Below are 12,959 nucleotides of genomic sequence, written 5' to 3'. Positions count from 1 at the left end.
GAAGTGGCCTTTCAAATATTGCTGAACGTATTCATCGCAGTCACCTGGATGTTCATGACTTCTTCCTTCACGCCGCGCACATTTGTCGTCGGCCTGCTGATCGGGGTGATCCTTCTCTTCCTGACGCGGCGCTTCTTCAAGGAGCGGCTATACTTCTCGCGGCTCTGGTCGTTCGTCAAGCTGACCATCCTGTTTCTGAAGGAATTGTTGCTCTCCAACATTTCGGTGCTGAAACTCGTCCTCAGCCCGAAACTGGATATCCAGCCGATGATCTTTGCCATGCCGACCGACCTGAAGGAAGACTGGGAGATCACCTTGCTGTCGAGCCTCATCACGCTGACGCCAGGCACGATTGTCATCAATGTATCCGATGACCAGCAGACGCTCTATATTCACGCCATCCATGTCGATGATGTGGATGAAGCGATCGATTCCATCAAGAATTCATTCGAAAAAGCGATCATGGAGGTGAGCCGCCCATGACGATGTTCATCTGGGTTTGTCTAATTCTAGTCGTGCTGTCCATGGGAGGGCTTATGTACCGGGTCTTCAAAGGGCCATCCGTTCCCGACCGGCTAATCGCGCTGGACGGCATCGGCGTCATGCTCATATCGGCCATCGCCCTTTTGTCCTTGCTGTTTGAAACGAAGTTCTTCATCGACGTCATCCTGCTGATTGCGATCATGTCGTTCATCGGAACCGTCTCGTTCTCGAAATTCATCGAAAGAGGGGAGATCATCGAACGTGAACGTACTCGTTAATATATTGATCATCGCTTGTATCGCTGTCGGCATCCTGTTCACCGTCGTCACGATGATCGGGATCCTGCGACTGCCGGATGCCTATACCCGGGCGCATGCCGCCTCGAAAAGTGCGACGCTTGGCGTCATGAGCATCTTGCTCGGCGTCTTCATCCACTTTTGGTACTATGAAGGCCACTTCAGCATCCAGCTCGTGCTGGGCATCGTGTTCCTGTTCATCACTTCGCCGATCGGCGGCCATCTGATGAGCCGGGCGGCCTATATGTCCGGAGTCAAACCGACCAAGCTGACTGTCGGCGACGACCTTGCGAAAGTTGTTGAGAAAGCAAAGTACGGAAAACCGGAAGATGAATAAATGAAAAAACGCGCGAGGCTTGTTATGGAGCCTTGCGCGTTTTTCATTAGTAATATGGATAATAAGGCGGGTAGCCATAGTATGGCGGGTACCCATAGTATGGATAGTAGCCTGGGCCTGGATAGCCGCCATATCCGCCGCGGTATCCGCCTCCATAGCCATATCCACCCGGGAAGACTGTATTGCCGAGAAAGCTTCCTACGAGACCTCCAAGGAAAGGCCCTCCAAATCCATAGCCGAAGCCGAATCCGCCCCGGTTGTATCCCCCGCCGTACCCATACCTATTTCGTGACATCGCCATCCCCCTTTCCCACTTATCCTATGCAGCAGGGCGAATGTGCAGAGGGATGAACGCCTATCTCTTATTCGGTATCCGTTTCCGACATCCTCTCAACCAAGGTCGCGAGCGTGCGCACCATGACGCCTGTCGCCCCTTTCGGCCCAAGGTCATGCGGCGCAGCGGCGTCGGATGTACCAGCGATATCGAGATGGATCCACGGAGTGTCTCCTACGAATTCGCCGACAAAGCCGCCGCCGAAGATCATATGGCCATCACGGCCGGGAGAGTTGTTCAAGTCGGCCACTTCGCTTTTACGGATCCGTTTTTTATCGTTTTCCGTGAGCGGCAGCCTCCAGACGAATTCGCCTGTCTCAAGGGACGCTTCCATGAAGGTCTCGAAGAATTCCTCATTGTTTGTAAGCGCGCCTGTTTTGTCATTTCCGAGCGCTACGATGACGCCGCCTGTCAGCGTCGCGACATCGACGATATAATTTGCACCGGACTGCTTGGCGTACGTGACCGCATCCGCCAGCACAAGACGGCCTTCCGCATCCGTATTCAAGACTTCGATCGTCTTTCCGCTTAACGACGTGATGACGTCGTCCGGCTTGAACGCATCTCCGGATACCATATTGTCGGTCGATCCGATGACAGCGATGACGTTCTTCTTCGGACGCAGCTCACCGATGATCTTCATCGCGCCGAGGACAGCCGCAGCGCCGCCCATATCGCCCTTCATGCCGACCATTCCTTCGCGCGGCTTAAGTGAATAGCCGCCCGTGTCGTATGTAACCCCTTTTCCGACGAGACCTACTACGTCTTTCCAGTCTTCCGTCGCCGCGTATTTCAGGACGATCATTTTCGGCTCTTCGACAGATCCCTTGTTGACTGCGAGGATCGCGCCCATGCCGAGCTCTTCCATCTCTTTCTTACCAAGCACTTCGAGTTCGAAGTCGTATTCTTCCGCAAGCTCTTTCGCATAGTCTGCGAGTTTTGTTGCAGTAAGGATATTCGGGGGTGTATTGACGAGATTCCGCGCTTCATTGACCGCATGCGCATACGCCTGGCCTACTTCGAACGCCGCTTTCACTTCGTCCTGGTCCGCCTTCGTGATGAACGTGAGGGCCTCAATCGCAAAATCCTTTTCGTTCGAGTCGGTCCGGTAGCCGTCAAACTTATACGTGCCAAGACCGATGCCTTCCGCAGCGGCATAGACGACATCTTCACAACCGAGTTCATCATTTGTAAACGGCGCTGACCAGATGGCGACCGACGTGTATTTGGAATTGCGGAGTTCCTTGCCGACAGCCGCGAATACGTGGCGAAGACGGTCTTCCGTCAATTCTTTCGGATTTCCGAGACCTGCAAACAGGACACGTTTGTAACCGCTTCCGGATAATGCCGGCATTTTGACAATCTTTTTGAATCCGGTATCGATATCCCCGGATTTCACCCATTCCATCGTCTCTGAATGGAATGATTCGGTGAAGCTGTCCCATCCTTCCACATTTTCTGGATGTTCCGGCATGCCCACAACAAGGACATCCGCATCCACTTTGTTCAATTCAGTTTCAAACAATACTTTTTCCACGTTAACTCCTCCTGACGTTTACTGCCCTTTCATTATAACGTACAATGCGCACGACATAAAATATAGTGAAGAAACAATGGAAATTTTCAGGTGCTCTGCAAGCAGCTTGTGGTATACTAAATTCAATGAACAGACGTATGCAATAGCCTGCAAGCAGGTTATTGAATGATGAAATCACCTTTTTATCAATCACCGGATTTCAGCTTTAGAAAAACTCGCGTGCCCCGCGGAAAGCGGGCGCAGAAGCGCAAGGCCGACGGATTCCATTCCAGGATACACACACTGTAATAAGTGATTAATCATTACGCATGTTCAATGTATATTCAATGAAGAGGGGCATAGAGTAATGGATATTTTGCAGAACACCCCGCTCATGGCGGCGTTGTTCGCCATTCTGTTTGCACAGTTCGTCAAAATCCCGATCCACTTCCTATTTACGAGAAAGCTGGATTGGAAGCTGATGACTTCGACGGGCGGCATGCCCAGTTCCCACTCCGCGGCGGTCTCCGCTCTGACGACAGCCATCGCTTATGAGACCGGGCTTGGTTCACCGCTATTCGCGGTATCCGCCATTTTTGCGGTCATCGTCATGTTCGATGCCTCGGGTGTCCGTTACCAGGCGGGCCAGCAAGCGCTGATCATCAACCAGATGCGGGCGGATTGGCAAGTGTTCATAACGGAAGTGAAAGGATGGCCTCAAAAAGACGGCCAACAAAAAATCCAGGAATTGAAGACACTGCTGGGCCATAAACGGAGCGAAGTCCTTGCCGGCTCCATTACCGGCATCCTGATTTCCATCGTCGCCTATACTGTGCTGAAGTAAAAAAGTTCACCGAACCAGAAGGAACGGTGAACTTTTTTGCTTGTATTAAAACATCTGATATCCTTGTTTCCGAAGAAGTTTCATGACAAATCCCGCAATGATGGCGCCGACCAGGCCGCTGGCGAGAATGACGATATCGACCGCATGCAAAGCCATGATCTTCTCACCCAGCATGCTGAACGCATGCGCCGGTTTTGTGAAGTATTCGTACACTCTTACATCATCGATGATGAGAACGACAACAATCGGATAAATGATTGCCATCAGCCATGTCATCCGAAGAAGCATATTCAATAAGAATCCGATCCCAAAGAACATGACGATGAACAATAGTACGGATAATAATGCTTGTGTAATAGAAATTGGTTCCACTTCGGCTACCTCCGTTTTCCATTTCTCATTGTACCTGAATGGAGCCGGCCTTTCAATAGTACGACGCCGGGTCACTGATTTGTCACTTCCTTGCGGCGTCTTTCATTGCTCAAAGAACAGCTTGTAGGACGTGTAGCCGAACCAATCACCCGGATTCATCTCTTTCATCGGATAAATTCCCGAGCCGATTGTCGTTTGCGCGATTTCCTTCAGCATGGCAGACGCTGCGTCATCTTCCAGCAGCTCGAACGGTGTTTTCCACGCGGCTTCCGCGATTTCCCGCTGATCGGGCTGAAGCGGCTGGTCATCGTGCGCAGGCGCCAGCAGGAAAATTGCCATATTATCGCTCGTCGCCCCATGCAGGACGCCGGTCCGAAAACCGAACATGCCCTTAAGCTTGCAATCGATGCCCGCTTCCTCCTTCACTTCGCGGATTGCCGCCTCGTCCGCCGTTTCCCCGCCTTCCACGAACCCTGCGGGGAACGACCACATGCCTTTCATGCCGCCGTATGTCTTCTTGACGACGAGCCATTCCCCTTTGCTGTTCACTACGAAACCTGAGGCGCCCAGCCATACGTTCCCCCGTTTGTTTGCCATGCGATATTCCCCCTTCTATGCAAAGAGGCACCCGCCGGCAATGGCAGGTGCCTCTTGAATCGTACCTTATTTCAATAGGTTGAACTTCCCTTTTTTCAATGTCAGGCCAAGTCCGCCGATCATGAACAAAGCACGGTTATCAACCATCTTCTTCATGAAGGATGCTTTCTTGCCTGTCATTTTCTTGCCGAATGCGACACCGATCGCGTCGTCGTCGCCAAGGGATGCAATGCTTCCCTTAAGATCCGGAACGAATGTGTGAGTCGGCTCGCCTTTCATAAGGGCGATCAAGTTGTTTGCGCACATATCCCCTTGCTGCATCGCAATCTGTGCAGTCGGCGGATACGGGCGGTTCGTCTCTTCGTTGATCATGAGTGCGCAGTCCCCGACGATGAATACGTCAGGATAGCCTGGCGCGCGAAGATCTGGATCGACTTTGACGCGTGCGCGCATGTTCTCGATGCCTGTCTCTTCAATCAAACGGTTGCCGCGGACACCTGCTGCCCATACAACTGTGCCGGCTTTGATGAATTCGAATTCCTCTTCGCCTTTTTTGATCTTGACGCCTTCAGGAGTCGCCTCCACGACAGGTGTGCCGATGGAGAATTCGATGCCTTTCGACTTCAGCTGACGGACCGCATAGTCGACAAGCTCAGGGTCGAATCCAGGCAATACCATTGGAGCCGCCTCTACGCAGACGACGCGGACCTTTTCTTTCGGCACGTCGAATTCTTTGCAGAGTTCAGGTACGCGGTTCCCTAGTTCCCCTAGGAATTCGATACCTGTGAATCCTGCGCCGCCAACGACGATTGTCAGGCGGCTGTCGTCTTTTTCTTCTTCAAGCGACCATGTCGCAAATTGGTATTCAATATGCTCGCGGATCTGACGCGCTGCATTGACGTTCGCAATGGAAAGCGCATATGTATCAAGACCCGTGATGCCGAATGTCTCCCCTTCGAAACCGAGGGCGATGACAAGATAATCATAACCTTGCGTACCGGCATCTGTCGTGACAACTTTGCCTTTGACATCGATGCCTGTGACTTCCGCTTTCACGAATTTCACTTTGCCGCTGTCGATCACTTTGCTGATATCATACCGGACTTGATCCGGAGACAACGTTCCTGCTGCCGCTTCATGGAGCCATGTCGATTCGTAGTGATAATCGTTCTTGTTGATCAAGACGATATCCGCTTCATCCGTACCAATCGATTTTTGCAAGTTGACGACTGTCGATAACCCGCCGTAACCCGCGCCTAGAACTACTATTGTCGGTCTTTTCACGAAAATCGAAACCACCTTTAGATTATTTTAGTGCCGGGTCCTTCGAAATCGGCTGAAGTGACGATTTTCACAGTCCTGGCATTTGTCCATTTTCGACAAACTTCTATACTTAATAGTAGCCCTTTTGATAGCCCTTTTCAACAGGTTAATTGAAATACCAAAGATTCAAAAATACTGAATCATAGAAAGCATGTTCCTTCCTTGCCGATTGCGAGTTTCCTAGGATGAAAACGCTTGCTTATGCAGCAGAAAAAAAGAGGGGCAAGCCGTCTTCAGCACTTGCTCCCCTGTCTTCTATTTATCAGTCGCAGGCCTGCGGGTTGCCTGTCTTCTTCGCCGTGCGGAATGAAGTGCCGCATCCGCATGAAGCGATCGCATTCGGATTTTCAATGGTGAAGCCGCCGCCCATGAGGGATTCTTTGTAATCGATCTTAGTCCCCTCCAGAATCGGTGCGTCTTCTTTTGACACTAGCACATTGATGCCGTGCTGAGTGAATGTATGATCATCCGCTCCCTGTTCCTCAGCGAAGCCAAGACCGTACGTCAGGCCGCTGCAGCCGCCTCCGTTGACCGAAACCCGGAGGAAAGAGCCTTCTTCCCCATTATGTTCCATCATCTTCTTCACCTGGAATGCGGCCGATTCAGTTACATCAACATATTGTGTCATTTCGATTCACCTTCCTGTTTTACAAATATCATATCAATGATTTTGGCATAGTTGCAAACATTGTTGATTACGGTTCAAAAGTTTTAGGGTATACTAGTACTATTAGTACGAAAGGGTGGTGCGAGATGGAGGTTAATCCGACTTACGTAAAGAAAATGGAGTGCCTGCACTGTAAGGAGAAATTTACTACAACCAAAGTGCGTTCCCGATTTGTCCGCACAATCAAGCATGAAACCGACTTCAAGCCCGTTTATGGCGATGAGACTATACATCCATACTATTATAACGTGACCGTCTGCCCGCATTGCGGATTTTCATTCACAGACGATTTTACCCCCTACTTCGGTCCTGGAGTGAAGGACGAAATTACCCATACGATCACATCGCTCTGGAGCGGCCGTTCGTTCGGAGACGAGAGGACGCTCGACGAGGCGATCGAGTCGTATAAGCTTGCGTATCTGAGCGCCAGCATTAAGAAGGAGAAAGCCTTGACAATGGCCGGCATTACGCTCCGCATCGCCTGGCTCTACCAAGACAAGGGGGATGCAGCGTCTGAACGGCGATTCAAGGCGATCGCCCGCGACCTCTATACGGAAGCATATATGCAAGGTGACTATGTCGGGACGCAGATGTCCGAAGTCCGCGTCATGTACATGATCGCCGAGCTGTCGTGGCAGATCGGAGACGAAGAGGCCGCGGTCCGCAACTTCTCCGGCGTCCTTGAAAGCCAGCGGAAGACAACCGATCAGAAAACCGTCCAGCTGGCGAAAGAACGCTGGCAGGAAATACGGGACCTCAAAGCCCATGCATAAGAAAAGCGGCCACTCTTGCGAGGCCGCTTTTTCTCATTCAGCCGCCTGCCGTGCGCGGACTTTCATCAAAATACTTGTTCTACCTCAACGACGCCAGGCACTTCTTCAAGCAAGGCCCGTTCGATTCCGGCTTTGAGGGTGATTGTCGAACTTGGGCACGTACCGCATGCGCCAAGCAGGCGAAGCTTCACGATGCCATCTTCCACATCGACAAGTTCACAGTCGCCTCCATCCCGCAATAGGAATGGACGCAATTTATTTAAGACTTCCTGTACAGAATCCATCATTGTTGCTTCAGTCATTGTAATAGTCCTCCCCTTTCATTATACTTATTATAAACTGGATTCAATAAAAAATCCAATGAAGAATCGGAGGGAATGTTTTGGCTGAACAGGAACAAGTGAAAATCGAGGTGTATGGGGCGGATGTGATCTGCGCAAGCTGCGTCAACGCACCTTCTTCCAAAGACACATATGAGTGGCTGCAGGCGGCAATCGACCGGAAATATCCTGGCTTCTCATATGAAATCGACTATATCGACATAGATTCGGACCATCTCGAAGGCGAACGTCAGGCAGTCGCGGAGCAAGTGCGGAACGATGAATACTTCTATCCGCTCGTCCGCATCCAGGGCCAGATGGTCGCAGAAGGATACGTCCAGCTGAAGCCCGTCTTCGCGGAGCTCGAAAAACACGGATTCACGCCGCAGGATTGATTGATAAAGGGATGAGCTAACTGAAAACACAGCTTACCCTGACTTGCAGTGAGCGATGGACAGGTCGAAGTAAGCAATGTGGATGTATTTTGAAGCAAGGCATGCCTCGTAGGAAGCAATGCGGCCGCTAGAGTGAGCAATGCTCGTCCATATGTAAGCAAGACGGTGGTGTTTGTAAGCAAGGCATGCCAGAAAGTAAGCAATGGCAGCGGATGATTAATAGCGGCACCGACTGAAGTAGGCAATGAAGCGGCCGATCGAAGCAACGGTGCTAGAATATAAGCAAGGCGGCCGCCGAAGTGAGCAATGCTCGTCCATATGTAAGCAAGGCGACCGGGTTTCTAAGCAAGGCATGCCGGAAAGTAAGCAATGACAGCGGCGCCGGCTGAAGTTAGCAATGAAGCGGCCGAACGAAGCAACGGTGCTAGAATATAAGCAATGCGGCCGCCAAAGTGAGCAATGCTCGTCCATATGTAAGCAACAAGCCCGCCATTAGAAGCAATACCCGCCAAAATAGAAGCAATGCGGCCGGGCGTAATCCGCATTCACGAAGCCTGCCCCGCGCAAAAAGCCATTTCCCGTCATATAGGGAAATGGCTTTTGACTTTTCATCAAAATCAACCGTTATGCCACTTATACATCCACAGCACGCCGGATTTCAAAAGGCGGGCGATGCGGCCGGTGACGGTGCGGTCTGCGAGGTAGGCGAAGCCTTGCTTTTTGCCGAGGGAGCCCATGAAGCCTTTGAGTTTGATCTCCGGCATTTCCTTCGGCAGCTCTTCTCCCGCCCATCCTATGCGCAGCACTTTGACGATCTGCTCTGCCTGTTCTTCGGCGAGCTGGGCGCTTGGCGCGTGCGGTAGGGATGCGTTGTCACCGACAACATAGACGCTTGGGTGGGTCGGAATCTGGTGGTACTGGTTCAGGACAATGCGGCCGGAGCGGTCCTGCTCGGCGTCCATCTTCTCGACGACGGCGACAGGGCGGATGCCCGCTGTCCAGACGACCGCGTCCACATCGATTTTGTCCTCATGATTGTAAAGGGCATGGTTCTCGACTTTCGTGATGTTTGAATTGGCGATGACTTCGACGTCATGCTTTTCAAACCAGCTTTTCACGTAGTTGCTGAGTCGTTCCGGGAAATCCTTCAGGATACGCGAACCCCGGTCGAAAAGCTTGATCTTAAGGTCCGGCCGGCTTTCCCGCAGCTCACTCGCAAGTTCGATGCCGCTGAGCCCTGCGCCGACGATGCCGACAGTCGCACCGCCGCCCAGGCCGAGCAGTTTCTTGTACGTGACCCGGGACTTGCCGATCGTCTGGATGCTGTACGTGTTCTCCGCAGCTCCCGGGACGTTGTGGTAGTTGTCTTCGCAGCCAAGACCGACGACGAGCTCATCGTATTCGATCTCCTGCCCATCTTTTAAGAAGACTAGCTTCTCGTCCATTTCGATCTGTTCGATTTCGCCTTCGATGATGCGAAGCCGTTCATGTTCCGGCAGGGCGACACGGACTTCGGAATCCGGTACGGTGCCCGCAGCCAGTGCATAAAATTCGGTTTTCAGACTATGGAATGGTGTCCGGTCAATCAATATGATTTCCATGTCATCCGGAAGTTCCTTGTTGAGCAGGCGCAGCAAGATGCGCATGTTGCCGTAGCCCGCTCCCAGTAAGACTAATTTTTTCATACAAATCTCCTTCACTTTTCGGTTCCCGTTATTTTTCCATCCTATTATAACAGTTTGTGATGACTTTCACAATAAGACTTGAAAATTGACGTCTCCCTGAAAAAAGAGTAGGATGCATCGTAGGTGAGGTGAACGCCGTGAATCCGATCGTTGAATTTTGCATGAGCAATCTTGCAAGCGGTTCACAGGAAACATTGGAAGTCCTCGAGAAGGACCCGAATATCGATGTGCTTGAGTATGGCTGCCTTAGCTATTGCACCTTGTGTGCCGATACGCTGTACGCTCTCGTCAACGGTGAGGTTGTCGAAGCGGACACGCCTGAAGAGCTCACAAAGCGCATTTACCAATACATCGAAGAGAATCCATTATTTTAACGAGAAAAGCTAACCTAATTGAGGTTAGCTTTTTTATTCCCATAATGAAAGATCGGCAAACTGATACGTCGGCTTCTCCTCTGCTTCCCGGATGAGCTCGGCCGGCGTGACGCCGCCTTCGACATAGGCGGTATGGATGCCGAAACGGATGCCCGCCATGATGTCCGTGTCGTAATTGTCTCCGACCAGGATCATTTCGTCTTTCTTCGCGCACGCACGTTCCTGGATGAAGTGCAGCATATGCGGCTCCGGTTTGCCGACTGACACGGCGCTTTTGCCGGACGCTGCTTCGAGCAGCTGCACAAAGGATCCATTGCCTGGCACGAGGCCTCTCTCTGCGGGGAATGCCTTGTCCAAATTCGTCGCAATGAATTTCGCGCCCGCTCGGATGGCGAGGCATGCCCGGGCGAGCTTGTCATACGTGATGCTGCGGTCGATGCCGACAACTACGATATCGGGGTCCTGGTCGACGATCCGGTGCCCTGCCGACCATAACGCCTCGCGCAGCCCCTCTTCGCCGATCATCATGATATCCGATTCCCCGAAATGCTCTTTGCAGTAGGCAGCCGCCGCCACAGCCGAAGTCATCACATGTTTAGCGTCGGACTCGATGCCAAGCAGACTGAGTTTCTCAAGGAGACGCTCCGTCGTCATCGAAGAATTGTTCGTGATGAAATAAGGGGAGATCCCTTTGCCTTGAAGCCGCCCAATGAGCTCGACAGCTTGCGGGATCGGCTCATCGCCCCGGTAGACCGTGCCATCCAGGTCAAAACAGACCGTTTTGTACTGATCCATTATTCATTCTCCGGAAGGAATGCGGAAACGGGGCCGAGTTCATTCTCCAAGTAAGCACGGACCTGGCCAGGGAATGCTTTCAGGGCACTCTCCGCCCCTCTCAGGACTTTTACCGCTTCACTGCGATCCACCTTTACGAAATCCCGCACAATCATCTTGCGCAAGCCGACAACCGTTCGCAGCGGTGTTGCCATTTCAGGTGTGATCACTTTCTCGTCCTCCAAAATGTCGACGATATCCTCGTAACTTCCCGGATCCCGCATGATGAAACCGTCGATCATCGAGTTGCCGACGTCAATTATCGATTCCACGATCCCTTGCGAAAGCCGCTCGAGTGCGAGGGCATGGATTTCGTCCTGCTCCCACTCCTTCTGGCCCTCGAACAGGTCCATCAATTTCTCCATATAGTGAAGCGTTTCATGTATTTTCGTCCTGTCAATAAAGTACATATACTGTTCCTCCATCGTCCTCAATGTCCACTCCATCATACCACAAGCCCAAAGCAAAGACGCATGTGATGGTTACACATGCGCCTGCTTCGTGTCTTCCGTTTCTGTTTCCGTTTCCATTTCCTGCTTTTTGATCTTGCCCGTCTTTTTCAAGACGAAGTAGGCACAGCCAAAATTGCAGTACTCATACAGATAGTCTTGAAGTGTACTGATTTTCGTCTCATAGGTCGCTTTCGGATTCTTATCGTCGAAAAACCCTTTCAGACGGAGCTGGCCATAGCCCCAGTCGCCCAAAATATAGTCATATTTCGTAAGGACATCACTGAAACGGGCTTTCAGCACCGTTTCGTTATATCCGCTGCGATGGTCCGTCACCAGTTCATACGTATATTGATCAATGATTATCATCATTTCACCGCCATTCAGCTTGTGACCGTGGCTGTCAGCATTTCATCACCGATCCGCTGTTTCTCCTTCGCTGCCGCATTCACCTGCTCATCGGCATGGTAGCTCGAGCGGACAAGAGGGCCCGCCTCACAGTGCGAGAACCCTTTGGACATCGCGATTTTGCGAAGCTCTCCAAATTCCTGCGGCGTGTAATACTTCTGCACCTTCAAATGTTTCTTCGTCGGCTGCAAATACTGGCCGATCGTCATGATGTCGACATTGTGTGCACGAAGATCATCCATCGTCTCCACGATTTCCTCGAACGTCTCCCCTAGGCCAAGCATGAGGGATGACTTCGTCGGGATCTCAGGATACATCTTTTTCGCGCGCGCCAGCAATTCAAGTGAACGGTCGTATGTCGCCCGTGCACGGACCCTTGGCGTCAAGCGGCGGACCGTTTCGATATTATGGTTGAGGATATCCGGCTTCGCGTCCATCAAGCGCTGCAGGTTCTCTTCGCTGCCTCCCATATCGGACGGCAGGACTTCCACTGTCGTGAACGGATTTTTCCGGCGGATCGCGCGGATCGTTTCCGCGAACACTTCAGAGCCGCCATCTTTCAGATCATCCCGTGCGACTGCTGTCACGACGACATGCTTAAGGTTCATCAGTTCCACGGAATCCGCAACGCGTTCCGGTTCCGCGAGATCCAGCTCATTCGGAAGACCCGTCTTCACCGCGCAGAAGCGGCACGCACGCGTACAGACCGCGCCGAGGATCATGAATGTCGCAGTGCGGCGTTCGCCCCAGCATTCATGGATATTCGGGCAGCGGGCTTCTTCGCATACCGTATGCAGATTCTTCTCCCGCATGAGTTTTTTCAGATCCGTATAGTTGTCATTCGTGTTCAATTTGATTTTCAGCCAATCCGGCTTGCGGACATGTTCGTTCCGCTTTCCTGTTTCTGGTCTGCAAGACAAGGTTACCGACTCCATTCTTTTCTCTATCGTAT

The 12,959-nt window shown here is 51.8% G+C and carries 19 protein-coding genes; 7 read left to right on the top strand and 12 right to left on the bottom strand.

What is annotated here, in order from left to right; all coding sequences use genetic code 11:
* Window positions 1-3: 3 nt before the first annotated feature.
* From ACZ5FK_RS15580 to mnhG, 3 genes are read left to right on the top strand one after another with little or no spacing between them, the layout of a single operon-like run.
* Window positions 4-483, top strand: a complete 480-nt coding sequence (locus ACZ5FK_RS15580) for a Na+/H+ antiporter subunit E (protein ID WP_464805773.1) — start codon at window positions 4-6, stop codon at window positions 481-483.
* Complete coding sequence (locus tag ACZ5FK_RS15575) at window positions 480-761, top strand: Na(+)/H(+) antiporter subunit F1 (RefSeq protein ID WP_464805772.1); 282 nt, start codon at window positions 480-482, stop codon at window positions 759-761. Before ACZ5FK_RS15580 ends, ACZ5FK_RS15575 begins: the two co-directional genes overlap by 4 nt.
* Entirely contained in the window at window positions 745-1,116 is a 372-nt protein-coding gene (gene mnhG, locus ACZ5FK_RS15570; RefSeq protein ID WP_464805771.1) for a monovalent cation/H(+) antiporter subunit G, read from the top strand. Before ACZ5FK_RS15575 ends, mnhG begins: the two co-directional genes overlap by 17 nt.
* Before the next feature lie 46 nt (window positions 1,117-1,162).
* Here mnhG and ACZ5FK_RS15565 read toward each other — a convergent pair whose 3' ends face one another.
* Entirely contained in the window at window positions 1,163-1,411 is a 249-nt protein-coding gene (locus ACZ5FK_RS15565; RefSeq protein ID WP_464805770.1) for a hypothetical protein, read from the bottom strand.
* A gap of 67 nt (window positions 1,412-1,478) precedes the next feature.
* The gene (locus ACZ5FK_RS15560; protein ID WP_464807454.1) at window positions 1,479-2,924 is read right to left on the bottom strand and encodes a leucyl aminopeptidase; all 1,446 of its coding nucleotides are present in this window, start codon (window positions 2,922-2,924) and stop codon (window positions 1,479-1,481) included.
* A gap of 409 nt (window positions 2,925-3,333) precedes the next feature.
* Between ACZ5FK_RS15560 and ACZ5FK_RS15555 the strand changes: the two genes are divergently transcribed.
* Window positions 3,334-3,810 (top strand): divergent PAP2 family protein, encoded by a 477-nt coding sequence (locus tag ACZ5FK_RS15555; protein ID WP_464805769.1) that lies wholly within the window; start codon window positions 3,334-3,336, stop codon window positions 3,808-3,810.
* A gap of 45 nt (window positions 3,811-3,855) precedes the next feature.
* Here the strand turns inward: ACZ5FK_RS15555 and ACZ5FK_RS15550 are convergent, their stop codons facing one another.
* From ACZ5FK_RS15550 to ACZ5FK_RS15535, 4 genes are all read right to left on the bottom strand, one after another.
* Window positions 3,856-4,128: a YuiB family protein gene (locus tag ACZ5FK_RS15550; protein ID WP_464807453.1), complete on the bottom strand. Its 273-nt coding sequence runs from the start codon at window positions 4,126-4,128 to the stop codon at window positions 3,856-3,858.
* Window positions 4,129-4,284: 156 nt separating this feature from the next.
* Complete coding sequence (locus ACZ5FK_RS15545) at window positions 4,285-4,779, bottom strand: NUDIX domain-containing protein (protein ID WP_464805768.1); 495 nt, start codon at window positions 4,777-4,779, stop codon at window positions 4,285-4,287.
* Between the two features lie 66 nt (window positions 4,780-4,845).
* Entirely contained in the window at window positions 4,846-6,063 is a 1,218-nt protein-coding gene (locus ACZ5FK_RS15540; RefSeq protein WP_464805767.1) for an NAD(P)/FAD-dependent oxidoreductase, read from the bottom strand.
* A 301-nt stretch (window positions 6,064-6,364) separates the two neighbouring features.
* On the bottom strand, window positions 6,365-6,730 hold the full coding sequence (locus tag ACZ5FK_RS15535) for a HesB/IscA family protein (RefSeq protein ID WP_464805766.1): 366 nt from the start codon (window positions 6,728-6,730) through the stop codon (window positions 6,365-6,367).
* Between the two features lie 125 nt (window positions 6,731-6,855).
* Between ACZ5FK_RS15535 and ACZ5FK_RS15530 the strand changes: the two genes are divergently transcribed.
* On the top strand, window positions 6,856-7,542 hold the full coding sequence (locus tag ACZ5FK_RS15530; RefSeq protein WP_464805765.1) for a DUF2225 domain-containing protein: 687 nt from the start codon (window positions 6,856-6,858) through the stop codon (window positions 7,540-7,542).
* Between the two features lie 65 nt (window positions 7,543-7,607).
* On the opposite strand, the gene ACZ5FK_RS15525 is transcribed toward ACZ5FK_RS15530, so the two are convergent.
* Window positions 7,608-7,844, bottom strand: coding sequence for a NifU family protein (locus ACZ5FK_RS15525; protein ID WP_464805764.1), 237 nt, complete (start codon window positions 7,842-7,844; stop codon window positions 7,608-7,610).
* Window positions 7,845-7,924: 80 nt separating this feature from the next.
* Here ACZ5FK_RS15525 and ACZ5FK_RS15520 point away from each other — a divergent pair, with 80 nt between their 5' ends.
* The gene (locus ACZ5FK_RS15520; protein ID WP_464805763.1) at window positions 7,925-8,257 is read left to right on the top strand and encodes a YuzD family protein; all 333 of its coding nucleotides are present in this window, start codon (window positions 7,925-7,927) and stop codon (window positions 8,255-8,257) included.
* 617 nt (window positions 8,258-8,874) lie between these two features.
* Here ACZ5FK_RS15520 and ACZ5FK_RS15515 read toward each other — a convergent pair.
* Window positions 8,875-9,942, bottom strand: a complete 1,068-nt coding sequence (locus ACZ5FK_RS15515) for an NAD(P)/FAD-dependent oxidoreductase (RefSeq protein ID WP_464805762.1) — start codon at window positions 9,940-9,942, stop codon at window positions 8,875-8,877.
* Between the two features lie 137 nt (window positions 9,943-10,079).
* On the opposite strand from ACZ5FK_RS15515, the gene ACZ5FK_RS15510 reads away from it, so the two are divergent.
* The gene (locus ACZ5FK_RS15510) at window positions 10,080-10,316 is read left to right on the top strand and encodes a YuzB family protein (protein ID WP_464805761.1); all 237 of its coding nucleotides are present in this window, start codon (window positions 10,080-10,082) and stop codon (window positions 10,314-10,316) included.
* 33 nt (window positions 10,317-10,349) lie between these two features.
* Here ACZ5FK_RS15510 and ACZ5FK_RS15505 read toward each other — a convergent pair whose 3' ends face one another.
* The 4 genes from ACZ5FK_RS15505 to lipA all read right to left on the bottom strand — a co-directional run bounded on the left by ACZ5FK_RS15505 (window position 10,350) and on the right by lipA (window position 12,942).
* A complete protein-coding gene (locus ACZ5FK_RS15505; protein ID WP_464805760.1) occupies window positions 10,350-11,111 on the bottom strand; it encodes a TIGR01457 family HAD-type hydrolase in 762 nt (253 codons plus the stop codon).
* Window positions 11,111-11,560 (bottom strand): DUF86 domain-containing protein, encoded by a 450-nt coding sequence (locus tag ACZ5FK_RS15500; protein ID WP_464805759.1) that lies wholly within the window; start codon window positions 11,558-11,560, stop codon window positions 11,111-11,113. Before ACZ5FK_RS15500 ends, ACZ5FK_RS15505 begins: the two co-directional genes overlap by 1 nt.
* A gap of 72 nt (window positions 11,561-11,632) precedes the next feature.
* On the bottom strand, window positions 11,633-11,968 hold the full coding sequence (locus ACZ5FK_RS15495; protein ID WP_464805758.1) for a YutD family protein: 336 nt from the start codon (window positions 11,966-11,968) through the stop codon (window positions 11,633-11,635).
* 14 nt (window positions 11,969-11,982) lie between these two features.
* On the bottom strand, window positions 11,983-12,942 hold the full coding sequence (lipA, locus tag ACZ5FK_RS15490; RefSeq protein ID WP_464805757.1) for a lipoyl synthase: 960 nt from the start codon (window positions 12,940-12,942) through the stop codon (window positions 11,983-11,985).
* Window positions 12,943-12,959 lie beyond the last annotated feature (17 nt).

The organism is Sporosarcina sp. GTC18466 (assembly GCF_055389225.1).
This window is presented reverse-complemented; position numbering and strand designations above follow the sequence as displayed.

Bases quoted from the DNA above. Each gene is read 5' to 3' on its own strand.
- lipA (WP_464805757.1), bottom strand. From the start codon at position 12,942: ATGGAGTCGGTAACCTTGTCTTGCAGACCAGAAACAGGAAAGCGGAAC.
- ACZ5FK_RS15495 (WP_464805758.1), bottom strand. From the start codon at position 11,968: ATGATAATCATTGATCAATATACGTATGAACTGGTGACGGACCATCGC.
- ACZ5FK_RS15505 (WP_464805760.1), bottom strand. From the start codon at position 11,111: ATGGATCAGTACAAAACGGTCTGTTTTGACCTGGATGGCACGGTCTAC.
- ACZ5FK_RS15550 (WP_464807453.1), bottom strand. From the start codon at position 4,128: ATGTTCTTTGGGATCGGATTCTTATTGAATATGCTTCTTCGGATGACA.
- ACZ5FK_RS15500 (WP_464805759.1), bottom strand. From the start codon at position 11,560: ATGTACTTTATTGACAGGACGAAAATACATGAAACGCTTCACTATATG.
- ACZ5FK_RS15530 (WP_464805765.1), top strand. From the start codon at position 6,856: ATGGAGGTTAATCCGACTTACGTAAAGAAAATGGAGTGCCTGCACTGT.
- ACZ5FK_RS15525 (WP_464805764.1), bottom strand. From the start codon at position 7,844: ATGACTGAAGCAACAATGATGGATTCTGTACAGGAAGTCTTAAATAAA.
- ACZ5FK_RS15555 (WP_464805769.1), top strand. From the start codon at position 3,334: ATGGATATTTTGCAGAACACCCCGCTCATGGCGGCGTTGTTCGCCATT.
- ACZ5FK_RS15565 (WP_464805770.1), bottom strand. From the start codon at position 1,411: ATGTCACGAAATAGGTATGGGTACGGCGGGGGATACAACCGGGGCGGA.
- ACZ5FK_RS15535 (WP_464805766.1), bottom strand. From the start codon at position 6,730: ATGACACAATATGTTGATGTAACTGAATCGGCCGCATTCCAGGTGAAG.
- ACZ5FK_RS15575 (WP_464805772.1), top strand. From the start codon at position 480: ATGACGATGTTCATCTGGGTTTGTCTAATTCTAGTCGTGCTGTCCATG.
- ACZ5FK_RS15545 (WP_464805768.1), bottom strand. From the start codon at position 4,779: ATGGCAAACAAACGGGGGAACGTATGGCTGGGCGCCTCAGGTTTCGTA.
- ACZ5FK_RS15515 (WP_464805762.1), bottom strand. From the start codon at position 9,942: ATGAAAAAATTAGTCTTACTGGGAGCGGGCTACGGCAACATGCGCATC.
- ACZ5FK_RS15560 (WP_464807454.1), bottom strand. From the start codon at position 2,924: ATGCCGGAACATCCAGAAAATGTGGAAGGATGGGACAGCTTCACCGAA.